Genomic DNA, 23,321 nt, shown 5'->3' with positions numbered 1-23,321 from the left:
CGCGTCCTGGAGGATTCGAACCTCCGACCGCCTGGTTCGTAGCCAGGTACTCTATCCAGCTGAGCTAAGGACGCGCAGATCTTCTTGCTAAGAAGTTGTGAAGTAAATCACATTCATTTCTTACGAAACAAAAAAAAGGCCATCGGGCCAATCAATGAATGGCGGTGAAGGAGGGATTCGAACCCTCGATACGGGATAAACCGTATACTCCCTTAGCAGGGGAGCGCCTTCAGCCTCTCGGCCACCTCACCGTTTTCATTGTTATATCTCAAAAGAGATATGGCGCGTCCTGGAGGATTCGAACCTCCGACCGCCTGGTTCGTAGCCAGGTACTCTATCCAGCTGAGCTAAGGACGCACTTTTTGTTGATAAATCAACGTTGCAAGAATGGCGGTGAAGGAGGGATTCGAACCCTCGATACGGGATAAACCGTATACTCCCTTAGCAGGGGAGCGCCTTCAGCCTCTCGGCCACCTCACCGTCTTGCGGAGGCACATATTACGTTTTACCGAAAATATGTCAAACACTTTCTTTGAAAAAATCTACGAAACTGGCTTAACCGTTGCTGATTTAATCAAAGTGACTATTAAACGAACTTTATCACTCTATTATGATGAAAAAAAGAGAGTCTTCTCTGAAAAAAAGACATTTATTTTCAAATAACTTTCTGAAGTTCGAATCAACATTATTGATGAATTCACAGCCATACTCAACACAATAGTTTCTGCAAATTTTCAAAAACAGTAAAAACTAAAAAGGCCAACCCTTCGGTTAGCCTTTTTCATTCAAACTAAGCTCTGTAAACAGGAGCGACTTAGTAGTTACCTGAAGCAACGTTGCCATTGCCTTTTTCAGCTTGAATGCGCATGTAGATTTCTTCACGGTGAACTGAAACCTCTTTCGGAGCGTTAACGCCGATACGCACTTGGTTACCTTTAACACCTAGTACAGTTACAGTCACTTCATCACCAATCATCAGTGTTTCGCCTACGCGGCGAGTCAAAATTAGCATTCTTTGCTCCTTGAGTAATCTCTAAATTTTCTTGCTACAAAGCTATTATCCAACAAAAGTTATATTTTCGTAAACTACCTTGTTAGCGAAAATCAGCCTAAAAAGGCATGTTTTTGTTGAATGTTTAATGCTTCACTAGACGTAATGTAAGCATCATGCAGAATGTTTGCTGCTGTATCCACACATTCGGGTGCTAAAACTAGCATCATAGTGAGTGCATTCGTTGCGCTGAAATTGATCTCAATATCTCGCTTTGCCAACAAATCGCATGCGTGCTCTACCATTCCATTGGCCTCAAGCCCCACTGCGGTCAACAGGCTTACCACTTCACTATTACGGATTTTGTCGCTGAACACCAGATCGAACTTGGCACATGCATCTTGTTTTATCATGATACCTGCCCGTTCTGTTTCCTCGATCACATTCCAAATGTCGATACCCAACATCTGACATTGTTTTGTAGCACTAGATAAATGTTCTTTATCGACTTCGATTATGGCAAGGTCACGTTGAATGGCTATACCAGAGACGGCTTGATTGCCTAACTCCCCCTTTACCAGACTGCCTTCATTAACATCAAATGTCGAAAGCACGCGCAGTGGCACATTATTCTTCCATGCAAATTGCACTGAAGGTAAATGTAATACTTTCGCGCCTCGGCTTGCCATCGCTTCCATGGAAGGAAAATCGATAACCGCCAATTTTCGCGCGTTTTTCACTACACGTGGGTCACAAGTATAAATACCATCAACGTCGGTAAAGATTTGACACTCATCAGCGCGCAATGCGCCTGCCAGTGCCACTGCGCTCGTATCTGAGCCACCTCGACCTAATGTGGTGATATCCCCGTTCTCATTCACACCTTGAAAGCCTGCAACAATCACGATTTGGTCTTGCTCAAGCAACCCCAGAATTGTCTTAGTATCAATGTGTTTAATCGTTGCGTCATTGTGTTGATTATCCGTCACAATATTCGCCTGTGCTCCGGTAAGCGAGCGTGTAGCATGACCCAATTTATTGAGTGTCATTGCTAACAGTGCCATTGACACTTGCTCACCAGCAGAGAGCAAAACATCAAGTTCTCGAGCTGTAGGCACGCTATCTATCTGTTTAGCGAGGTCCATCAGTCTGTTTGTTTCGCCTGACATTGCAGACACGACAACAACAACTTGATTGCCATCATTTTTCGCCTTAATGATGTGTTCAGCCACTTGGTGGATTCTTTCAATTGAACCCACTGAGGTTCCGCCAAACTTTTGCACGATAAGGGGCTTTTTCACCAGTCTTCACCTTCCCAAGACCGAAGTCTCTTTAGAACTGCTTACATCTTCAGTATTTCCTTTTAGAAAAATTATATAAGCAGTAGTTACAACAAAAACCAAATAGCCTAAATGGCTCGGTTAACTTTTGGTCAATTAAACCACTTGGCTGCTAAAAAAAATTACGCTCAATCAAAGAAACTTGATTGAGCGTAATTTTAGTAGTTAAAAGCTTATAAGCGCTCTTCTAACCAAGGCTGAACTGTTTTAATTGCCTCTGGTAGTGCGGCTACATCAGTACCACCAGCTTGAGCCATGTCAGGACGACCACCGCCCTTACCACCGACTTGCTCAGCAATCATCTTAACTAGATCTCCGGCTTTTACTTTACCAGTTAGATCTTTAGTCACACCAGCAATCAAGCCAACCTTGTCACCTGTTACGTTGGCAAGCAGTACGATACCAGACCCCATTTGGTTCTTGATGTCATCAACCATAGTACGTAGGTTCTTGCTGTCAGCGCCTTCAAGAGCTGCGACTAGAACTTTTGTACCATTGACTTCAACCGCTTTGCCCATGATGTTAGCGCTTTCTGCTGCCGCCATCTTATCTTTTAGCTTCTGCACTTCTTTCTCTAGCGCTTTTGCTTTCTGTGCAGATTCTGCCAGTTTCTCTTCGTACTTCGCGTTTTGAGCTTCAATAGCGTCTAATGCAGCCTCGCCTGTTACCGCCTCAATACGTCGAATACCTGCAGCAATGCCGCTTTCTGAAGTGATTTTGAATAGGCCAATATCACCTGTGCTTGATGCGTGAATACCACCGCAAAGCTCTGTCGAGAAGTCACCCATAGACAATACGCGTACTTCGTCGTCGTACTTCTCGCCGAATAGAGCCATTGCGCCTTTCTTCTTAGCTGACTCAATGTCCATCACGTTGGTTTCAATCGTGTGGTTGCGACGAATTTGCGCGTTAACTAGGCGCTCAACTTCTTTCAACTCTGCTGCGGTTACGGCTTCTAGATGCGAGAAGTCGAAACGTAGGTTGTCTGCCTTCACCAATGAGCCTTTCTGCGTTACGTGCTCACCTAAAACTTGGCGTAGTGCTGCGTGTAGCAAGTGCGTTGCTGAGTGGTTTAGAGAGATAGCTGCGCGACGCTCTGCGTCAACGATAGTTGCTACTTCATCACCTTTCGCTAGAACGCCTTCTGCCATTACACCGTGGTGCGCGATTGCGTTACCTAGTTTTTGAGTGTCCTCAACGCGGAATACACCAGACTCAGTACGGATTTCACCAGCGTCACCACACTGACCGCCTGACTCTGCGTAGAATGGTGTTTCACCAAGTACGATGATTGCTTTGTCGCCCGCAGATAGCGAATCTACTTCGTTGCCTTCAACGAACATCGCTGCTACAGAACTAGAGCCTTTAGTACCTGTGTAACCACAGAATTCTGTTTGCGTATCAACTTTGATTGCTGCGTTGTAGTCAGTACCGAAGTTACCCGCTTCACGCGCACGTTGACGCTGCTCTTCCATCGCTTTCTCGAAACCTTCTTCGTCGATTGCGAACTCACGCTCACGTGCTACGTCGTTAGTTAAGTCAGCTGGGAAGCCGTAAGTATCGTAAAGTTTAAATACGGTTTCGCCGTCTAGTACTTTACCGTCTAGGTTATCTAGTGCTTCGTTTAGAATCGCCATACCGCGCTCAAGTGTACGACCAAAGTTTTCTTCTTCGATACGCAGTACTTTTTCAACCACAGCTTGTTGACGCTTCAGCTCTTCACCAGCCGTACCCATGATGTCAGCTAGAACGCCAACCAACTTGTGGAAGAATGCACCTTGTGCGCCCAGCTTGTTACCGTGACGAACTGCGCGACGGATGATACGGCGTAATACGTAACCACGACCTTCGTTTGAAGGCATAACGCCATCCACGATCAGGAATGAACATGAACGGATGTGGTCAGCGATAACGCGTAGTGATTGGTTTGATAGGTCTTCGTAACCGATCACTTCTGCTGCTGCTTTGATAAGAGCTTGGAATACATCAATTTCGTAGTTTGAGTGAACGCCCTGCATGATTGCAGAGATACGCTCGATACCCATACCAGTATCTACCGATGGTTTTGGTAGCGGTTCCATAGTGCCGTCTGCGTGACGGTTGAACTGCATGAATACGTTGTTCCAGATCTCGATGAAACGGTCACCATCTTCTTCAGGCGTGCCAGGACGGCCACCCCAGATGTGCTCACCGTGATCGTAGAAGATTTCAGTACATGGACCACAAGGGCCAGTGTCGCCCATTTGCCAGAAGTTATCAGACTCGTACGGCTTGCCGCCTTCTTTATCACCAATGCGAACAATACGATCAGCGGGTACGCCAACTTTCTTGTTCCAGATGTCAAACGCTTCGTCATCGGTTTCGTAAACAGTTACCAATAAACGATCCGCTGGCAGTTTAAGAACTTCGGTTAGGAATTCCCAAGCAAAGGAGATCGCATCTTCTTTGAAGTAATCGCCAAAGCTGAAGTTGCCTAACATTTCAAAGAATGTGTGGTGACGAGCAGTAAAGCCAACATTTTCTAGGTCGTTATGTTTACCACCAGCACGTACGCAACGCTGAGCCGTAGTCGCTCGAGTGTAGGCTCGTTTTTCTAAGCCTAAGAAACAATCTTTAAATTGGTTCATACCTGCGTTTGTGAACAGCAGGGTTGGGTCGTTATGTGGAACTAACGATGAACTTTCTACGATTTGGTGTCCTTTGCTCTCAAAGAACTTGAGGAACGCGTTACGAACCTCATCAGTGCTCATGTACATGCAGCTCTTCCTGAAAATAGTCGAGTTAGAATTTTGCCGTATTGTAGATCATGCAAACAGCTGAGACTAGTTTTCTTGAGGAAAAGAGGGAGTAGGAGAAAAAATTTGAAGCAAAACAAAAATCAGTGCGGACGACTGACCGTTAATCTTCGTCCTCAAAGCTCAGCGCGTAGCTGATTTGGTCAAAACTGTAGCCACGATATTGCAGAAAACGAACTTGTTTTGCGTACTCTTTTTGGTCTTTGGCTTTAATACCTTTGAATTTCTTTTCTGCCGCCTGTTTAGCCAGTTCAAACCAATCTTGCGGCTCTTCAGCCATAGCTTGCTCAATCACCGACTCCGCAACACGCTTCTGGTTTAACTCTTGACGAATTCGACGCTCTCCATGTCCTTTGTATACATGCTGTCTAATTTGACTCTTCGCGTAACGTAAATCATCTAAATAGTTATGGTCTAGGCAAAAATTAATTGCGATGTCGATGTCTGATTCTTCATAGCCCTTCATCGATAATTTTTGGTAAAGCTCATACTGACCATGATCGCGACGGCTAAGCAATTGTATAGCAGCCTCTTTGCTCGATAATGTTGGCGCCTGGCGTTTTTGGTACATGATGATCCTAAAAGTATTTTTGCTGTACAGGCTCTCAATGGCCTTTGTGATAATTCGATTTTTGATTTCAATAGATACAACAAAGCCCCGCATTGCAGGGCTTTGTCATTTATTAATCTATGAGAGATTAAAACTCTTCAGCTTGCTCTGGCGCTTCACCAGCTTCAGGCGCTTCCGCAAGTGCTGGCGCTAGCAACATTTCACGCAGTTTTGTATCGATAGTTTTAGCCACTTCAGGGTGCTCACGCAGGTAGTTACATGCATTCGCTTTACCTTGACCAATCTTATCGCCATTGTAGCTATACCAAGCACCGGCTTTTTCAACTAACTTGTGCTTCACACCTAGATCGACAAGTTCACCTTCGCGGTTAAAGCCTTGGCCGTACATGATTTGTGTGTTTGCTTCTTTAAATGGTGCTGCAATCTTATTCTTAACAACTTTGATGCGCGTTTCGTTACCTACGACTTCGTCACCTTCTTTGATTGCGCCAGTACGACGGATATCTAGACGAACAGAAGCGTAGAACTTAAGTGCGTTACCACCTGTTGTTGTTTCTGGGTTACCAAACATCACACCAATCTTCATACGGATTTGGTTGATGAAGATACACATACAGTTAGACTGCTTTAGGTTACCCGTTAGCTTACGCATTGCTTGAGAAAGCATACGTGCTTGCAGACCCATGTGGCTATCGCCCATTTCGCCTTCGATTTCTGCTTTCGGTGTTAGCGCTGCAACAGAGTCGACAACCATAACATCGATAGCACCAGAACGTGCAAGTGCGTCACAGATCTCTAGCGCTTGCTCACCTGTGTCTGGCTGAGAAACTAGCAATGCATCGATATCTACGCCAAGTTTCTTCGCGTATACAGGATCTAGAGCGTGCTCTGCATCGATAAACGCACAAGTTTTGCCTTCACGTTGCGCAGCAGCAATAAGCTCAAGCGTTAATGTTGTTTTACCTGAAGATTCTGGGCCGTAGATTTCTACGATACGACCCATTGGTAGACCACCAGCACCCAAAGCGATATCAAGAGAAAGAGAACCCGTTGAGATGGTTTCTACGTCCATTGCGCGGTTATCACCAAGGCGCATGATAGAGCCTTTACCGAATTGCTTTTCAATTTGACCTAGCGCAGCGGCGAGCGCTTTCTGTTTGTTCTCGTCCATTACTTTCTCCGATTTATTCATCTTCTTTGGGCGACGAATAGTAATTCATTTTTCTTAAGCAGAAGAACTGCTCAGCAATGAAAGTTATTATACTGTTGATTCATACAGTGTCCATACCTGTATGAAAAAAATTTGGCTGACCTAAAGTCGTGATTTGCTCTAGCCCTTATCAATGCTGGGCTAAAACAATTTAAGAAATTCTAGAGTAGATGTTGATACAATTGAGTCAGCGCATGCTCGACCGCTTTTTTGCGAACTTCTGCACGGTCACCAGTAAAATGCATGGTTTCGACTTGCTGCCAACTTTGGTTATCAGCAAAAGCAAAGCAGACCATGCCGACTGGTTTCTCTTCACTGCCACCCCCCGGCCCTGCAATACCACTGATGGACACACCGATGGTCGCATTGGAGTTTTTCATTGCACCCTGTACCATTTCAATCACAACTGGCTCACTCACTGCACCATGCGCTTCTAACGTTGAAGCTTGCACACCAAGCATCTCCATTTTCGCTTCATTACTGTAGGTGACAAACGCACGGTCAAGCCACGCTGAACTACCAGCAATGTCAGTAATGGCGGTTGCAACACCACCACCAGTGCATGATTCTGCGGTCGTTAAAAGATGCCCGTGTTTAGCCAATAATGCGCCTAAATCGGCACTCAATTTTGTTGTTTTTTCCATAGCCAAAATGCCCTTTGTCTCTTTTTACTTGATAGGGATTCACGTATCCTAAGCCGCTACGGAAATAAACAAAAGAACTTACCTGTGAAAGCTGAACAAAAACACACTCCGATGATGCAGCAATACCTCAAGCTAAAAGCTGAGAACCCAGAGATTTTGCTGTTCTACCGCATGGGCGATTTCTACGAACTCTTTTACGATGATGCCAAGCGAGCTTCTCAGCTTCTTGATATTTCATTGACCAAACGTGGTGCGTCTGCAGGTGAACCTATCCCAATGGCGGGTGTGCCATTTCACGCCGTAGAGGGCTACCTGGCAAAACTTGTTCAGCTTGGTGAGTCTGTGGCGATCTGTGAACAGATTGGCGATCCGGCCACCAGCAAGGGCCCAGTAGAACGTAAAGTTGTGCGTATCGTTACACCAGGTACTGTGACGGATGAGGCGCTGCTTTCTGAGCGTGTCGATAACTTAATCGCAGCAATTTACCATCACAACGGTAAGTTCGGTTATGCGACGCTGGATGTCACCTCTGGTCGCTTCCAACTGACAGAACCAGAAACTGAAGAAGCGATGACAGCCGAGCTTCAACGTACCGCACCACGTGAGCTACTGTTCCCAGAAGATTTTGAACCTGTACATTTAATGGCGAGCCGCAATGGTAACCGTCGTCGCCCAGTCTGGGAGTTTGAGCTTGATACGGCTAAGCAACAACTCAATCAACAATTTGGCACAAAAGATCTGGTTGGTTTTGGTGTAGAACATGCGTCCTTAGGGTTATGTGCTGCTGGTTGTTTGATCCAGTACGTAAAAGATACTCAACGTACGGCTTTACCTCATATTCGCTCTTTAACGTTTGATCATCAGGATCAATCCGTCATCCTTGATGCTGCTACCCGACGTAATCTGGAAATTACTCAAAATCTAGCAGGCGGAACCGATAACACGCTAGCTGCAGTACTCGACCATTGTGCAACTCCGATGGGCAGCCGAATGCTGAAGCGTTGGTTGCATCAGCCTATGCGTTGCATTGAAACGTTAAACAATCGTCTTGATGCAATTGGTGAGATTAAAGAACAAGCTCTGTTTGCCGATCTTCAACCAACGTTAAAGCAAATTGGTGATATTGAACGTATCTTAGCGCGCCTTGCATTACGCTCTGCTCGCCCTCGCGATATGGCTAGACTTCGCAATGCCATGCAACAGCTACCAGAGCTAGAATCTGTCACCGCTTCTTTGACCCATCCGTACCTAACGAAATTGGCGAAGTATGCAGCTCCGATTGACGAAGTATGTGACCTGTTAGAACGCGCGATTAAAGAAAATCCGCCGGTTGTTATTCGTGATGGTGGCGTCATCGCTGAAGGCTACAATGCGGAGCTCGATGAATGGCGAAAATTGGCAGACGGTGCAACAGAATATCTTGAGCAGCTTGAGCGAGATGAGCGTGAACGACACGGTATCGATACGCTTAAAGTAGGCTATAACAACGTTCATGGCTTCTTTATCCAAGTGAGCCGTGGCCAGAGCCATTTGGTTCCACCGCATTATGTACGTCGCCAAACACTCAAAAACGCTGAACGCTACATCATCCCAGAGCTTAAGGAACACGAAGACAAAGTACTTAACTCGAAATCTAAAGCGTTAGCACTTGAGAAACAGTTGTGGGAAGAACTGTTTGATCTATTGATGCCAAACCTTGAGAAGCTGCAAAACCTAGCTTCTGCTCTGTCTCAACTAGATGTATTACAAAACCTTGCAGAGCGTGCAGATTCGTTAGATTACTGCCGCCCAACGCTTGTGAAAGACGCAGGAATTCACATTCAAGCTGGCCGTCATCCAGTCGTAGAACAAGTAACAACAGAGCCGTTCATCGCGAACCCAATTGAGCTTAACCCAGCCCGTAAGATGTTGATCATCACCGGTCCAAACATGGGTGGTAAATCAACCTACATGCGTCAAACTGCGCTGATTGCATTGATGGCACATATCGGCTCTTATGTACCGGCAGAATCCGCACAGATTGGTTCTTTAGATCGTATATTTACTCGTATTGGTGCATCAGATGATCTTGCATCTGGCCGCTCGACCTTCATGGTAGAAATGACCGAAACAGCCAATATTCTTCACAACGCAACTAAGAACAGTTTGGTGCTAATGGATGAAATCGGACGCGGTACTAGTACTTACGACGGTCTGTCTTTAGCTTGGGCAAGTGCGGAATGGCTCGCAACACAAATTGGTGCGATGACCCTATTTGCAACTCACTACTTCGAATTAACAGAGTTACCGAACCAACTGCCAAACTTAGCGAACGTTCACTTGGATGCCGTAGAGCATGGAGACAGCATTGCCTTTATGCACGCAGTTCAAGAAGGTGCGGCAAGTAAGTCTTACGGCTTGGCTGTTGCGGGCTTAGCTGGCGTACCAAAAACGGTCATCAAAAATGCGCGTAACAAGCTATCTCAGCTAGAGCAACTGGGGCAAAACAGTGACACACCGCGTCCAAGTGCAGTAGATGTGGCTAACCAGTTGAGCCTGATTCCAGAGCCTAGCGAGGTCGAACAAGCTCTGTCAGGTATTGATCCTGACGACTTAACGCCACGCCAAGCTCTTGAAGAGCTGTATCGCTTGAAGAAGATGCTGTAAACAGACTCACACCGACGAGCAAAAAAGAAAAAAGGCTAGGGGGAACCATAGCCTTTTGTGTATCTAGTGAAATACGGATTACTTAATCGTCTTCTACGTTAAACAAGTTTTCCATATTCAAACCTTGTTTGATTAGGACTTCACGAAGACGACGTAAACCTTCCACTTGTATTTGACGTACTCGCTCACGTGTCAGACCAATCTCTCGACCAACTTCTTCCAGCGTCGAAGGCTCGTAGCCTAGTAGGCCGAAGCGACGTGCAAGCACTTCTTTCTGTTTCGGATTCAACTCTTCTAACCAATGAATCAACGATGATTTGATGTCGTCATCTTGAGTCGAAACTTCTGGATCAGAGTTGTTTGCATCAGGAATAATATCCAGCAGCGCTTTCTCACCGTCACCACCGATTGGCGTGTCGACAGAGCTAATACGCTCATTAAGGCGTAACATTTTGCTTACGTCTTCGACTGGAATATCTAATTGAGCAGCAATTTCTTCTGCGGTCGGTTCGTGATCGAGCTTTTGAGAAAGTTCACGCGCAGTACGCAGATAAATGTTCAGCTCTTTCACTACGTGGATAGGTAGACGGATCGTGCGAGTTTGGTTCATCAACGCTCGCTCTATCGTTTGTCGGATCCACCATGTTGCGTAAGTAGAGAAACGGAAACCACGTTCTGGGTCGAATTTTTCGACCGCTCGGATCAAGCCGAGGTTACCTTCTTCAATCAGATCGAGTAGTGCTAGACCACGGTTACTGTATCGACGAGAAATCTTAACAACCAAACGTAGGTTACTTTCGATCATACGTTTGCGTGCCGCTTCGTCGCCACGTAGGGCGCGTCTTGCGTAAAGCACTTCTTCTTCGGCAGTAAGTAAAGGTGAGAAGCCAATTTCGCCCAAATACAACTGAGTTGCATCTAAGCTTTTACTGCTCGCGTCAAATTCTTCACGCGCAGTCGCTTTGCTTTCTGTGGATGATGATCTTTCGAGTTCGTTATCAATGGTCTTCACTGACGCATTGTCAAATGCAAACTCTTCAACTTTGGTTACTGTGTTGCTGATACTCATAACGCCTCCCCCTGGCGAGTTAGCAAGACATGACAACTCAATATGTCGCTAAATGATGTCGCAAGTTGTTTTTCAAAGTTTTAAGGCAAATAGCGTTTTGGATTCACTGATTTACCTTGATAGCGAATTTCAAAGTGTAGTTTGACCGACTTTGCACCTGAACTACCCATGGTGGCGATTTTTTGTCCGCTTTTTACGCTTTGTCCTTCTGTGACCAGCAGTTTGTCATTATGTGCGTATGCGCTTAAATAATTGTCGTTATGCTTTACTATAATTAAGTTGCCATAACCTCGTAGCGCATTGCCTGAATAAACGACTGTGCCGGCTGCGGTTGAAACGATAGGTTGACCACGCTGTCCTGCGATGTCGATACCTTTATTTCCCTGTTCTCCCGCCGAAAAGTTCTTGATTACTCTCCCTTTTGTTGGCCACAACCACTTTGAGACTTTATCACTCTTTACTGTGGTAGTTGGCGATTTTTGCTTCACTTTTTGGTTGTCTTTTGAACCAACATACTCCTTTGTTTTCGATTGTTCAACCTTCTTTGGAGGCTGTTTTTGTACGACTTTAGGCTTAGTCTCTGTAGGTTTTTGACTAGAGTTTTTACTCGAAGGTTTAGGTTTAGAGGCTGTTGATGTTTTCGTCACTGGAGCTGGGGGTGTCGTAACAACAGGAGCCACAACGGGTTCAACTTTTTGACCATATTTAGGGGCGACATATTTCGGAGCCCAAAGTTTTAGCCTCTGTCCTGGGTAGATAGTGTAAGGCTGAGTTAACTCATTGTAACGAACAAGATCATTTACATCTTTATCTGTGACATAAGCTATGAAGTAAAGTGTATCGCCTTTTTTTACCTCATAATAACTCCCTCTGTAACTCCCTCTTTCAAGGCTTGAATAGTCTTTTTTTAGGCTAGAGACAGGTGCAGGGGAATGCGCTGCACAACCAACTAGTCCTGCAGCAAACACAAAGCTAATACCAATATGACGTAGTAACTTATTCACCTATCCCTAACCCTTAAGCTAAATCACCCGCAACCAGAGGTACGAACCGAACCATTTCTACAACGGTAGAGAGATATTCGTCTCCCTTACGCTCTATTTTTAATAACTGTTGTTCCGTATCTCCAACAGGAATGACCATTTTGCCGCCATCTCTTAATTGTGAGAGAAGAGCTTGGGGAATCACTTCAGCGGCAGCGGTAACAATGATAGCATCGAAAGGACCTCTCGCTTCCCAGCCCTGCCACCCATCAGCATGCTTAGTTGAAACATTGTAAATATCCAATTGCTTCAGGCGACGCTTTGCTTCCCATTGCAACGATTTAATTCGCTCAACGGAGTATACATGATCAACAATTTGCGCCAGTACCGCAGTTTGATAACCCGATCCCGTTCCGATTTCCAGAACACGACTCGCCGATTCTAGCTCAAGCAACTCGGTCATACGAGCAACGATATAAGGCTGAGAAATAGTTTGTCCCTGACCAATTGGTAACGCATTGTTATCATAGGCTTGGTGCATCATCGCTTGAGAAACAAAGCTTTCTCGTGGCAAGCGTTGGATAGCATCCAGAACTCTTTGGTCTTTGATGCCACTGGAGATAAGAAACGCTATCAACCTGTCAGCATGTGGGTTACTCATTACTTCTCTTCCTTTAACCAACTATCCATAGCACGCAGCGACTCGTGAGCGGTGAGATCAACTTGCAGAGGCGTCATTGAAACTCGGCCATGCTCAATTGCATAAAAGTCCGTGCCCTCTCCTGCATCTTGCTCCTTTCCTGGTGGCCCTAACCAATAAATGTCATGGCCTCTCGGATCTTTCTGCTTGATCATATTCTCTGCGTGATGACGTGCACCTAAACGCGTAACTTCAATTTCACCTAAATTCTCTGATGGTAAGTCAGGCACGTTTACGTTCAGTAGACGATTCGTTGGAATCGGCGACGCTAAATGCTGTTGTACAATTTGACGTGCAATTTTAGCGGCGGATTCGAAATGTCGCTTACCCACTAGTGAAAAAGCCACCGACTGAACGCCAAGGAAATGACCTTCCATGGCGGCTGCTACTGTTCCAGAATAAAGAACATCATCACCCAAATTAGCGCCATGGTTGATTCCTGACAGAACAAGATCAGGCAAATCATCTTTCATTAGCTCATTCAGCGCGAAATGCACACAATCCGTGGGCGTGCCTTGCACTGAGTAGATATTTGGGGCAATTTCAGTCACGCGTAATGGTTGTTCTAATGTGAGTGAATTCGAAGCACCTGAACGATTTCGATCAGGTGCGACAATGGTCACTTCGGCGATATCTCTCAACTCATCAGCGAGGGCATGAATCCCTTGTGCATGAACACCATCATCATTGCTGATTAAGACTCTTAAGGGCTTCGGGTTTCGTGAATCCTGTTCCATTAGTATTCTCTTTCTACTTCAACCTCATTAACTAACTCACGAACAATAGAGGTCGCAAAAGATCCCGCATCCAGTGAGAAAGTCAGCGTAATGTTGTTACCTTCAACCGTCCAAGCTAAATCTTTTGGCTTCAGCGCAATATCGCGACGATCGTGGCGCATGCGATTACCACGAATCAGCGCCATGAGGTCAGGCTCTTCGTCTAAAAACGGTTGCTCTAATGCCAGAGCCTCGGCTTGAGTAGGCAGTGCATTATCGCCAGCAAGCGCAGCGGTAATTGCCGCTTCACCTTGTGCAAATTGCACTTGCAAATCAGTGATGTTGTTTGCATCAATCAACTGAGTGCCAGAATTCGTCTGTGCAATGTCACCATCAATGAACTTATCAAACACACCATTCTCTAGACGAGCTGAAACGATGCGGTTGAAAATCCACGAACGAGCCGCTGATAAATACATGCTTCGCTTGTTTTGATTGCGGGTACGAACGTTTTCGCGTCCCCATCGACGTGCTTCTTCAAGGTTGTTGCCATCGTTACCAAAACGCTGACTACCAAAGTAGTTTGGCACGCCAACTTGTTTCACTTTTTCAAGACGTTGCTCTACATCCGCTATATCTGTCACTTCAGACAAAGTAACCACGAACTCGTTCCCTACTAGGTCACCAGGACGCAGTTTTTTATTGTGACGATCTGTTGCAAGGATTTCGATACTTGGGTATTGAGCCAAAAACGCTGAAAAATCTGGCGTTTCACCTTTTGGTAAATGGACACTTAACCACTGTTCCGTCACCGCATGACGGTCTTTAAGACCCGCCCAGCTAACGTCTTTCGACTTAACACCACAGGCTTTTGCTAACTCGTTAGCAACGAAGCTGGTGTTCTCGCCCGTTTTACGGATACGAACCATTAAGTGCTCGCCTTCGCCCGTAAAGGCAAAACCTAAATCTTCGCGAACCTGAAAATGCTCTGGCTGCGCTTTAATTTTTGCCGATGCAACTGGCTTACCCGTTAGGTAAGCCAATGAAGATAAAATGTCTGACATGATGTGTTTCCGCTGATATCACAGCTTAGAGGAGCAAATTGCTAGTTATTGCTTAAACAGAAGTACAACGGCTTCCGTTGCAATGCCTTCTTTGCGTCCAGTAAAACCGAGACGTTCTGTCGTCGTCGCTTTTACGTTAATGTTACTAATGTCGGTTTCTAGGTCTTCGGCTATCGCCGCACACATTGCGTCAATGTGTGGTGCCATTTTAGGCGCTTGTGCCATGATAGTTACATCAGCATTGCCAAGACGGTAGCCTTGCTCTTTAACTCGACGGTAAACGTCTTTCAGTAATTCACGACTGTTTGCGCCTTTCCATTTATCATCCGTATCTGGGAAATGACGACCAATATCGCCGGCAGCAATCGCGCCCAGCAGAGCATCCGTTAACGCATGCAACGCTACATCGCCATCTGAGTGAGCAATCAAACCTTGCTCATAAGGGATTGCTACACCACCAATAATGACTGGGCCTTCACCACCGAATTTATGTACATCGAAACCATGACCAATTCGAATCATTTTCTATCCTTTCTTTATTCGCCGCGCTCACGGCTTAGATAAAACTCGGCTAACGCAAGATCTTCTGGCTGAGTGATTTTTATATTGTTCGCATTCCCTTGAACTAAGGCTGGCTTCTCGCCTAACCATTCCAAAGCCGAGGCTTCATCGGTAATGGTTACACCCTGTTCTAATGCGTCAGCCAGTGCTTGAGTAAGCTGCTGAGTTTTAAACATTTGTGGAGTAAGTGCATGCCACAATGCTTCTCTATCTACCGTATGATCGATATCTTGTACTGCGTTTGCTCGCTTCATTGTATCTCTCACAGGAGATGCGAGAATGCCACCCGTTGAGTGGGCGCAGCAAACATCAATCAAACGGTCAATGTCGGATGTTAATACACATGGCCTCGCAGCGTCGTGGACTAATACCCACTCGCTTTCCAGATGCTCATTGACATAGTTTAGCCCTGATAACACAGAGTCTGCTCTTTCTTTACCACCAGCTACACGAATCACATCTGGGTGCTTAGCAATGGACAATTCTGGGTAATATGGGTCGCCGTCAGTAATGGCAACGACAACCTTAGAAATATTTGGGTGGGAAAGCAGTTTCTCTACGGTATGTTCCAGTACCGCTTTACCTTCGATCAATAAATATTGCTTAGGGCGATCTGCCTTCATTCTGCTACCCACACCCGCAGCTGGCACAATTGCGATATGCGATGAGTTCATATCCAACATTTTAATGGTTTTCCTCACCTATAATGCGGTAAAAAGTCTCGCCATCTTTAACTAAACCGAGCTCATGACGCGCACGTTCTTCAATCGCATCAAGACCTTGCCTTAAGTCATCAATCTCAGCGAACATTTCATTGTTGCGAGCTTGTAGCTTGCTGTTCACTTGTTGCTGAACTTCAATTTCATCTTTTACTGTGTAGTAGTCAGACACTCCGTTTTTACCAAACCATAGAGTGTATTGAAGCAAGCCAAACAGTAGCGTAAGGGCTATAACAAAGATTCGCATATCGCTGCTAACATTCTGTACCGGAAGGAATTAGATAAGGTGACATATATAGCATAAATGCGAGGTTGCCTCTAGGGGAGAAAGGGAGACTCACACGCTCCTTACAAGAAATAAGCAGCAAAATGAAACAAGCTCATAGGAAGCGCTCCTTACCCATGACCAAAGTAAGAGCCAAAAATACAAACCTATAAATACAAAAAACCGCCGTAGCGATGGTTTCAAAAAGCTATTTAGCGAAACTTTACTCAATAAGAATTAAGCCTGACCTTTAACTTCTTTGAGACCACTTCCTTGAAACATGGAGGAGCGCGCTCACTTAGAGCTTCCGTCATATAAAAAACGCCCCGCAAGTGCGAGGCGTTTTCAAAAGCTTTAAGTTAAGCGGTTAATTCAATTAAGAATTAAGCTTGACCTTTAACTTCTTTAAGACCGTTGAAAGGAGCGCGCTCACCTAGAGCTTCCTCGATACGGATTAGCTGGTTGTACTTAGCAACACGGTCAGAACGGCTCATAGAACCAGTTTTGATTTGACCTGCAGCTGTACCTACCGCTAGGTCAGCGATAGTTGCATCTTCAGTTTCGCCAGAACGGTGAGAGATTACTGCTGTGTAACCTGCGTCTTTAGCCATCTTGATTGCAGCTAGAGTCTCAGTTAGAGAACCGATTTGGTTGAACTTGATAAGGATAGAGTTAGCTACGCCTTTCTCGATACCTTCAGCAAGGATCTTAGTGTTAGTAACGAATAGATCGTCACCTACTAGTTGAAGCTTGCCACCTAGTAGTTCAGTTTGGTGCTTGAAGCCATCCCAGTCAGACTCGTCTAGACCGTCTTCGATAGAAACGATTGGGAATTGGTTAGCTAGCTCAGCTAGGTAGTGGTTGAACTCTTCAGAAGTGAAAGTTTTACCTTCGCCTTTCATGTTGTAGATGCCAGCTTCTTTGTCGAAGAACTCAGATGCAGCACAGTCCATAGCTAGAGTAACGTCTTTACCTAGTTCATAACCAGCAGCTGCAACAGCTTCTGCGATAACTTCTAGAGCTTCAGCGTTAGATTTAAGGTTAGGAGCGAAACCACCTTCATCACCAACTGCAGTGCTGTAGCCTTTAGACTTAAGAACTTTAGCTAGGTTGTGGAATACTTCTGCACCGATACGTAGACCTTCTTTAAGAGTCTTAGCGCCAACTGGTTGGATCATGAACTCTTGGATGTCAACGTTGTTGTCTGCGTGCTCGCCACCGTTGATGATGTTCATCATTGGTAGAGGCATAGAGAACTGACCTGCAGTGCCGTTTAGCTCAGCGATGTGCTCGTATAGAGGCATGCCTTTCGCAGCAGCAGCAGCTTTAGCGTTTGCTAGAGAAACAGCTAGGATAGCGTTAGCACCGAATTTAGATTTGTTTTCAGTGCCGTCTAGTTCGATCATTACTGCGTCGATTGCAGCTTGGTCTTTAGCGTCTTTGCCAACTAGAGCTTCAGCGATTGGGCCGTTTACAGCTTCAACTGCTTTAAGAACACCTTTACCTAGGAAACGTGCTTTGTCACCGTCACGTAGCTCAAGAGCTTCGCGAGAACCAGTAGATGCGCCAGATGGAGCTGCCGCCATACCTACGAAACCGCCTTCTAGGTGTACTTCAGCTTCTACAGTTGGGTTACCACGTGAGTCGATGATTTCACGACCTAGAACTTTAACGATCTTAGACATTAATGTTTCCTCTCGTTTCAAATATAAATGTCAATCTTAAAGGGCAGCAGCACAACCTTCGCCGCCGCCCGTATCCTTTTACTTCTCGAATTCGCCGCGTGCGTTTTGGCCCGCAGCCTTAACAAAACCTGCAAACAATGGATGTCCATCGCGAGGAGTCGAGGTGAATTCTGGGTGGAACTGAGCCGCTACAAACCATGGGTGAGCTGGGTTCTCAATCATTTCCACTAACTTCTTGTCCGCAGATAGACCTGATACTTTTAGGCCTGCTTTTTCGATTTGCGGACGAAGCACGTTATTCACTTCGTAACGGTGACGGTGACGTTCATGGATCGTCGCGCTACCGTACAGTTCACGAGCTTTAGTCCCTTTCTCTAGGTGACACAGCTGTGAACCAAGACGCATCGTACCGCCTAGGTCAGACTTTTCAGTACGCTCTTCTACGCTACCTGATTCGTCTACCCACTCTGTGATCAAACCTACCACAGGGTACTTAGTCTCTTTGTTAAATTCTGTTGAATGTGCACCTTCCATACCCGCAACGTTACGCGCGTATTCGATTAGTGCAACTTGCATACCCAAACAAATACCTAGGTAAGGCACGTTATTTTCACGTGCATATTGAGCCGCACGGATCTTGCCTTCAATACCACGATCGCCGAAGCCACCTGGTACTAGGATCGCGTCCAAACCTTCTAGAAGTTCAACGCCTTTTGTTTCGATATCTTGTGAGTCTACATACTTAATTGTGACGCTTAGACGGTTTTTCAAGCCAGCGTGTTTAAGCGCTTCGTTCACAGATTTGTATGCATCTGGTAATTCAATGTATTTACCAACCATACCGATGGTTACTTCACCAGTAGGATTTGCTTCTTCGTAGATAACCTGTTCCCATTCAGAAAGGTCTGCTTCAGGAGCAGTAATACCAAAGCGAGCACACACAAGGTCATCTAGCCCTTGAGATTTAATCAACTGAGGGATCTTGTAGATAGAGTCTACATCCTTCATTGAAATTACTGCTTTTTCTGGAACATTACAGAACAGTGCGATTTTTTTACGCTCATTCGCAGGAATAACGCGATCGCTACGGCAAACTAGGATGTCTGGCTGAATACCGATAGATAGAAGTTCTTTTACAGAGTGTTGCGTCGGCTTAGTTTTCACTTCGCCCGCTGCCGCTAGGTAAGGAACAAGTGTTAGGTGCATGAACATTGCGCGCTCACGGCCTAGCTCAACAGCTAGCTGACGAATCGCTTCCATAAATGGTAGTGATTCGATATCACCAACAGTACCGCCAACTTCAACGATAGCCACATCATGGCCTTCAGAACCTGCAATAACGCGATCTTTGATCGCGTTAGTGATATGAGGGATAACTTGAATAGTTGCGCCTAGGTAGTCACCACGACGTTCTTTACGAAGTACGTCGGCATAAACACGACCTGCAGTGAAGTTGTTACGCTTGGTCATCTTGGTACGGATGAAACGCTCGTAGTGACCAAGGTCAAGGTCAGTCTCTGCGCCATCTTCTGTAACGAACACTTCACCGTGCTGAGTAGGGCTCATTGTGCCCGGGTCAACGTTGATGTAAGGGTCAAGCTTCATCATAGTCACTTTAAGACCACGAGCTTCTAGAATAGCCGCAAGAGATGCTGCTGCAATACCTTTACCTAGAGAGGATACAACCCCGCCAGTAACAAAAATGTAATTTGTCGTCATGTTTAACCTGAAATTGGTTGAATGAGGGAAATGGAGTGCTTCTGGACGGGAGATAAATATACCAGAAGCTCCTTACCGCCACAACGTGAAATCTATCACACCGTAATTTTTTATTTTTTGCTTCAAATCAAAGTGAGCAAAGACAAACCAAAGTCCGTTTTCGTGTAACCAAACAAGCTGACCTTATATTATGTATTCTGCCAGTTTACCTCTGCCTCGATTCTTCTTGTTTTACTTCATCCCAAAAATGGTCAAGTTCTGATAAAGAACAATCTGTAAGTACTTTGCCTGACTGCTGGACCTTGCCTTCAACTTGTTTAAAACGTCGCGCAAACTTTACGTTTGCTTTTCCTAGCGCGACTTCTGGGTTTTTATCAAGGTGGCGAGCCAAATTGACAGTCGCAAATAGCAAATCACCGAGCTCCAACTCAACTTTCTCTTCATCGGGCTGAACTTGCAGTGCCTCTTCCATGACTTCGTCAATTTCTTCTCGTACTTTATCGACAACCGGGCCAAGTGAATCCCAATCAAACCCAAATTTTGCACATTTTTTCTGAATTTTTGTAGCACGAGAAAGTGCCGGTAAAGAGTTTGGTATTGAGTCTAGGATACTTTCTTCCGCTTTGCCTACTAGGGCTTTTTCTTTTGCTTTTTCCGCTTCCCAGTTCGCGTTAATTTCCTCGTCAGATTCAAACTCAACATCTGAAAAAACATGCGGGTGGCGACGAGTCAGTTTTTCGTTCACGGTTTCGACGACATCCGAAAAGTCGAACAGCTCTTGCTCTTTCGCTAGCTGACTGTAAAAAATCACCTGAAACAACAAATCCCCTAGCTCTTCTTTTAGATTGAGCCAATCTCGATTTTGAATCGCGTCCACCACCTCGTAGGTTTCTTCTATTGTATGCGGAACGATGGTGTCAAAGGTTTGTTTTAAGTCCCAAGGGCAACCGTTTTCGGGGTCACGCAGCTTCGCCATGATTTGTTCTAACTGTTCAATTGGATGACTCATTTTTTGTTCCTTTAAACCTTTCTATTAAAGAAAAAGGTGAGCAGCCAAAACCACTCACCTTCTACATTATATTTTCTCAGCAGCTTTCACTAAGTAATTGTTACTTTGACAAGGCAACAAGTTTTCGCGACTCCTGAGCATAGCCTACTATGTGATGCCCCTGAGCCGGCACGTCGGAATAAGTGCAGCTAACGCAGATAAAAAGCCAAATATGACGCAAGTGTAACCCTGTAAATAGTTGAAGTTGTAGCTAGGCGACAAACAAACGAGACTCCTGAGCATGGTTCACCATGTGATGGAGCGAGTGCGTGCAGTCAACAACGCTACAACGATAACTATGACGAGAGTTTTAGCCGAGGCGTTTCACCGTCATGACATCCTTGATCTGTTCCACACGTTTCGAAACCCGCGAAAGCACCTCAATATTGGTGACTTCTAGGTCAAAGTCCATGATGGCAAGTTGACGTCTGTAGTCGACTCGGTTCTTCATACTGGTCACTTTGATCTTTTCATTGGCGAACAGTGTCGTAATGTCTTTGAGTAGACCACCTCGCTCCATCGCTTCAACACGCACGGTGAGGATGTATGACCCCACAAAGCCGCTGCCCCAGACTGTATCGATGATGCGCTCTGGCGCATGATGGCGCAGTTCTTCTAGCTGTTCACAGTCACTACGGTGTACTGAAATCCCACGACCTTGCGTTATGTAACCAGAGATATCGTCACCTGGAATTGGCTGACAGCAACGTGCTAGATGTGTCATTAGGTTATCGACGCCTTCTACTACAACTGCGTCTTTTTTCGGTCGGCTTTGCGCGGGTGATTTATGCTCAGCTTCTTGCAGTTTTTCCAGTGCTTGCTGGTCTTCTTCCTCTGCCGTTGGCTTGTTAACTAACGCGTTAATATGGTTAATGATTTGGTTGATGCGCAAATCACCGCTACCTACACCAACATACAATTCATCTGGTGTTTTGACGTTAAACCGCTTGAGGGCGTAATGCTCTGCATCTTTTAACGTTGCGCCAATCTTGGCTAACTCATGCTCAAGGATTTCACGACCTGCTTCAAGGTTCTTCTCACGGCTTTGTTTTCGGAACCAGGCGTTAATTTTGGCACGCGCACGACCAGAATGAACGAAGCCTAATGATGGGTTTAACCAGTCACGTGATGGGTTAGGTTCTTTCTGAGTGATAATCTCGACTTGGTCACCCATATGTAATTTATGCGTGAACGGCACAATACGACCTCCGACTTTGGCACCGATACAACGGTGTCCCACTTCGGAGTGAATGTGATAGGCAAAATCTAGCGGCGTTGCCCCCATTGGCAAATCGACAACATCACCACGTGGTGTAAAGGCATAAACACGGTCATCAAAGACTTGGCTACGTAACTCATCGAGCATTTCGCCAGAGTCAGACATTTCTTCTTGCCAATCCAGTAGCTTACGCAGCCACGTGATCTTCTCATCATAACCGCTTCGGCTGCTTGCCCCTTCTTTATATTTCCAGTGCGCTGCAACACCCAGTTCCGACTCTTCATGCATTTGCTTGGTACGAATCTGGATCTCGATGGTTTTGCCTTCTGGCCCTAGAATTACTGTATGGATCGATTGATAACCGTTTGGTTTAGGGTTAGCAACGTAGTCATCAAACTCGCTCGGTAGGTGCTTGTATTTGGTGTGAACTACGCCTAAAGCCGCGTAACAATCTTGCAGTTTGTCCGCGATGATACGCACTGCTCGCACATCAAACAGCTCATCAAAGGCCAAACTCTTTTTCTGCATTTTTCGCCAAATGCTGTAGATGTGCTTAGGTCGACCACTCACTTCGGCATTGATGCCCGACACTTCCATTTCGTGCGTGAGGTCTTCAACAAAGTCTTTGATGTACTGTTCACGAACGATGCGTCGCTCAGAAAGCTGTTTGGCAATTTGTTTGTAAGTTTCCGGTTGTTGGTAGCGGAAAGCGTAATCTTCAATTTCCCATTTCAGCTGACCGATGCCTAATCGGTTTGCTAGCGGCGCATAGATGTTGGCACACTCTTTTGCCGCCGCACGTCGAACTTCATCTGGCGCTTTTTTAACTTCAATAAGGTTACAAATTCGTTCCGCGAGCTTGATAACTACGCAGCGGAAGTCATCCACCATGGCAAGCAGCATGCGGCGTACGTTGTCTACCTGAGATGACGCTGCACTGCCTTCCATGTTGACGTTGAGTTGGCCAATAGCAGCCATTTCTTCAACGCCGTCGATTAATTTTATGATTTCTTTGCTGTATTTCTCTTCCAGAATTTCTCTGTTAAAAGCACCACTTGAAACCAAAGGAAACAGTTGAGCAGCCACTAAAGTGGCTTGATCCATAGACAAGGTGATCAAAATTTCGATCATTTCTCGTCCACGCCACAACAACAGCTCCGCTTGCTCGTTATCAGCTAATACCGTCTGGCAATCTCGATATACTTCGATTAAGCGTGAGGCTGTGTTTTTCTCTTGTCCTAGGCTAGCCACCCAGTTTTCGAGTTCAAACTGTTCATCTTGGTTTAAATGCGCGCTTCTTACCGCAACCATCTCATCATCCTAATTATTATATTCGTGTGGTTTGACTAACACCGTCCAGGTTAGTTCTTTTTACC

The 23,321-nt window shown here is 45.6% G+C and carries 19 protein-coding genes and 4 tRNA genes; 1 reads left to right on the top strand and 22 read right to left on the bottom strand.

What is annotated here, in order from left to right; all coding sequences use genetic code 11:
• From R7127_RS03620 to pncC, 10 genes are all read right to left on the bottom strand, one after another.
• A tRNA-Arg gene (locus tag R7127_RS03620) sits at positions 1 to 74 on the bottom strand.
• An 85-nt stretch (positions 75 to 159) separates the two neighbouring features.
• Positions 160 to 251 (bottom strand) — tRNA-Ser (locus R7127_RS03615).
• A gap of 29 nt (positions 252 to 280) precedes the next feature.
• Positions 281 to 357: transfer RNA gene (locus tag R7127_RS03610), tRNA-Arg, on the bottom strand.
• Between the two features lie 31 nt (positions 358 to 388).
• Positions 389 to 480 (bottom strand) — tRNA-Ser (locus R7127_RS03605).
• A gap of 334 nt (positions 481 to 814) precedes the next feature.
• Positions 815 to 1,012 (bottom strand): carbon storage regulator CsrA, encoded by a 198-nt coding sequence (csrA, locus tag R7127_RS03600; protein ID WP_004415691.1) that lies wholly within the window; start codon positions 1,010 to 1,012, stop codon positions 815 to 817.
• Positions 1,013 to 1,104: 92 nt separating this feature from the next.
• Complete coding sequence (locus R7127_RS03595) at positions 1,105 to 2,292, bottom strand: aspartate kinase (protein ID WP_033907430.1); 1,188 nt, start codon at positions 2,290 to 2,292, stop codon at positions 1,105 to 1,107.
• Between the two features lie 212 nt (positions 2,293 to 2,504).
• Positions 2,505 to 5,087 carry an alanine--tRNA ligase gene (gene alaS / locus R7127_RS03590; protein WP_033907431.1) on the bottom strand — a complete coding sequence of 861 codons (2,583 nt, stop codon included), beginning with the start codon at positions 5,085 to 5,087 and terminating at the stop codon, positions 2,505 to 2,507.
• A gap of 142 nt (positions 5,088 to 5,229) precedes the next feature.
• The gene (recX, locus tag R7127_RS03585; RefSeq protein WP_017633543.1) at positions 5,230 to 5,697 is read right to left on the bottom strand and encodes a recombination regulator RecX; all 468 of its coding nucleotides are present in this window, start codon (positions 5,695 to 5,697) and stop codon (positions 5,230 to 5,232) included.
• Between the two features lie 127 nt (positions 5,698 to 5,824).
• The gene (gene recA, locus R7127_RS03580) at positions 5,825 to 6,868 is read right to left on the bottom strand and encodes a recombinase RecA (RefSeq protein ID WP_005380874.1); all 1,044 of its coding nucleotides are present in this window, start codon (positions 6,866 to 6,868) and stop codon (positions 5,825 to 5,827) included.
• Between the two features lie 200 nt (positions 6,869 to 7,068).
• Complete coding sequence (gene pncC, locus R7127_RS03575) at positions 7,069 to 7,551, bottom strand: nicotinamide-nucleotide amidase (protein WP_005380875.1); 483 nt, start codon at positions 7,549 to 7,551, stop codon at positions 7,069 to 7,071.
• Positions 7,552 to 7,635: 84 nt separating this feature from the next.
• Here pncC and mutS point away from each other — a divergent pair, with 84 nt between their 5' ends.
• Complete coding sequence (mutS, locus tag R7127_RS03570; protein ID WP_033907432.1) at positions 7,636 to 10,197, top strand: DNA mismatch repair protein MutS; 2,562 nt, start codon at positions 7,636 to 7,638, stop codon at positions 10,195 to 10,197.
• Positions 10,198 to 10,279: 82 nt separating this feature from the next.
• Here the strand turns inward: mutS and rpoS are convergent, their stop codons facing one another.
• From rpoS to relA, 12 genes are all read right to left on the bottom strand, one after another.
• Positions 10,280 to 11,266: an RNA polymerase sigma factor RpoS gene (gene rpoS / locus R7127_RS03565; RefSeq protein WP_005380887.1), complete on the bottom strand. Its 987-nt coding sequence runs from the start codon at positions 11,264 to 11,266 to the stop codon at positions 10,280 to 10,282.
• Between the two features lie 80 nt (positions 11,267 to 11,346).
• Complete coding sequence (locus R7127_RS03560) at positions 11,347 to 12,270, bottom strand: peptidoglycan DD-metalloendopeptidase family protein (RefSeq protein WP_033907434.1); 924 nt, start codon at positions 12,268 to 12,270, stop codon at positions 11,347 to 11,349.
• Positions 12,271 to 12,283: 13 nt separating this feature from the next.
• Positions 12,284 to 12,910 (bottom strand): protein-L-isoaspartate(D-aspartate) O-methyltransferase, encoded by a 627-nt coding sequence (locus tag R7127_RS03555; protein WP_033907436.1) that lies wholly within the window; start codon positions 12,908 to 12,910, stop codon positions 12,284 to 12,286.
• Positions 12,910 to 13,686: a 5'/3'-nucleotidase SurE gene (surE, locus tag R7127_RS03550; RefSeq protein ID WP_005380894.1), complete on the bottom strand. Its 777-nt coding sequence runs from the start codon at positions 13,684 to 13,686 to the stop codon at positions 12,910 to 12,912. Before surE ends, R7127_RS03555 begins: the two co-directional genes overlap by 1 nt.
• A complete protein-coding gene (gene truD, locus R7127_RS03545; RefSeq protein ID WP_033907437.1) occupies positions 13,686 to 14,729 on the bottom strand; it encodes a tRNA pseudouridine(13) synthase TruD in 1,044 nt (347 codons plus the stop codon). Before truD ends, surE begins: the two co-directional genes overlap by 1 nt.
• A gap of 45 nt (positions 14,730 to 14,774) precedes the next feature.
• A complete protein-coding gene (ispF, locus tag R7127_RS03540) occupies positions 14,775 to 15,251 on the bottom strand; it encodes a 2-C-methyl-D-erythritol 2,4-cyclodiphosphate synthase (protein WP_005380896.1) in 477 nt (158 codons plus the stop codon).
• 14 nt (positions 15,252 to 15,265) lie between these two features.
• The gene (gene ispD, locus R7127_RS03535) at positions 15,266 to 15,973 is read right to left on the bottom strand and encodes a 2-C-methyl-D-erythritol 4-phosphate cytidylyltransferase (protein ID WP_017821625.1); all 708 of its coding nucleotides are present in this window, start codon (positions 15,971 to 15,973) and stop codon (positions 15,266 to 15,268) included.
• A gap of 1 nt (position 15,974) precedes the next feature.
• Entirely contained in the window at positions 15,975 to 16,256 is a 282-nt protein-coding gene (ftsB, locus tag R7127_RS03530) for a cell division protein FtsB (protein ID WP_005380907.1), read from the bottom strand.
• Positions 16,257 to 16,657: 401 nt separating this feature from the next.
• Complete coding sequence (eno, locus tag R7127_RS03525) at positions 16,658 to 17,959, bottom strand: phosphopyruvate hydratase (RefSeq protein ID WP_033907438.1); 1,302 nt, start codon at positions 17,957 to 17,959, stop codon at positions 16,658 to 16,660.
• A gap of 78 nt (positions 17,960 to 18,037) precedes the next feature.
• Positions 18,038 to 19,678: a CTP synthase gene (locus R7127_RS03520; RefSeq protein WP_021034029.1), complete on the bottom strand. Its 1,641-nt coding sequence runs from the start codon at positions 19,676 to 19,678 to the stop codon at positions 18,038 to 18,040.
• Between the two features lie 205 nt (positions 19,679 to 19,883).
• Positions 19,884 to 20,687: a nucleoside triphosphate pyrophosphohydrolase gene (gene mazG / locus R7127_RS03515; RefSeq protein WP_033907439.1), complete on the bottom strand. Its 804-nt coding sequence runs from the start codon at positions 20,685 to 20,687 to the stop codon at positions 19,884 to 19,886.
• Between the two features lie 349 nt (positions 20,688 to 21,036).
• Positions 21,037 to 23,256, bottom strand: coding sequence for a GTP diphosphokinase (gene relA / locus R7127_RS03510; protein WP_005380915.1), 2,220 nt, complete (start codon positions 23,254 to 23,256; stop codon positions 21,037 to 21,039).
• Positions 23,257 to 23,321 lie beyond the last annotated feature (65 nt).

Origin of the sequence: Vibrio sp. 1159 (assembly GCF_033340395.1) — a bacterium.
Taxonomy (GTDB): domain Bacteria; phylum Pseudomonadota; class Gammaproteobacteria; order Enterobacterales; family Vibrionaceae; genus Vibrio; species Vibrio alginolyticus.
The sequence above is the reverse complement of the archived record's forward strand: the minus strand, read 5'-3'. Positions and strand labels throughout refer to the sequence as shown.

Bases quoted from the DNA above. Each gene is read 5' to 3' on its own strand.
- eno (WP_033907438.1), bottom strand. From the start codon at position 17,959: ATGTCTAAGATCGTTAAAGTTCTAGGTCGTGAAATCATCGACTCACGT.
- truD (WP_033907437.1), bottom strand. From the start codon at position 14,729: ATGTCAGACATTTTATCTTCATTGGCTTACCTAACGGGTAAGCCAGTT.
- ispF (WP_005380896.1), bottom strand. From the start codon at position 15,251: ATGATTCGAATTGGTCATGGTTTCGATGTACATAAATTCGGTGGTGAA.
- ispD (WP_017821625.1), bottom strand. From the start codon at position 15,973: ATGTTGGATATGAACTCATCGCATATCGCAATTGTGCCAGCTGCGGGT.
- rpoS (WP_005380887.1), bottom strand. From the start codon at position 11,266: ATGAGTATCAGCAACACAGTAACCAAAGTTGAAGAGTTTGCATTTGAC.
- ftsB (WP_005380907.1), bottom strand. From the start codon at position 16,256: ATGCGAATCTTTGTTATAGCCCTTACGCTACTGTTTGGCTTGCTTCAA.
- mazG (WP_033907439.1), bottom strand. From the start codon at position 20,687: ATGAGTCATCCAATTGAACAGTTAGAACAAATCATGGCGAAGCTGCGT.
- pncC (WP_005380875.1), bottom strand. From the start codon at position 7,551: ATGGAAAAAACAACAAAATTGAGTGCCGATTTAGGCGCATTATTGGCT.
- R7127_RS03520 (WP_021034029.1), bottom strand. From the start codon at position 19,678: ATGACGACAAATTACATTTTTGTTACTGGCGGGGTTGTATCCTCTCTA.
- recA (WP_005380874.1), bottom strand. From the start codon at position 6,868: ATGGACGAGAACAAACAGAAAGCGCTCGCCGCTGCGCTAGGTCAAATT.
- R7127_RS03555 (WP_033907436.1), bottom strand. From the start codon at position 12,910: ATGAGTAACCCACATGCTGACAGGTTGATAGCGTTTCTTATCTCCAGT.
- surE (WP_005380894.1), bottom strand. From the start codon at position 13,686: ATGGAACAGGATTCACGAAACCCGAAGCCCTTAAGAGTCTTAATCAGC.
- csrA (WP_004415691.1), bottom strand. From the start codon at position 1,012: ATGCTAATTTTGACTCGCCGCGTAGGCGAAACACTGATGATTGGTGAT.
- alaS (WP_033907431.1), bottom strand. From the start codon at position 5,087: ATGTACATGAGCACTGATGAGGTTCGTAACGCGTTCCTCAAGTTCTTT.
- relA (WP_005380915.1), bottom strand. From the start codon at position 23,256: ATGGTTGCGGTAAGAAGCGCGCATTTAAACCAAGATGAACAGTTTGAA.
- recX (WP_017633543.1), bottom strand. From the start codon at position 5,697: ATGTACCAAAAACGCCAGGCGCCAACATTATCGAGCAAAGAGGCTGCT.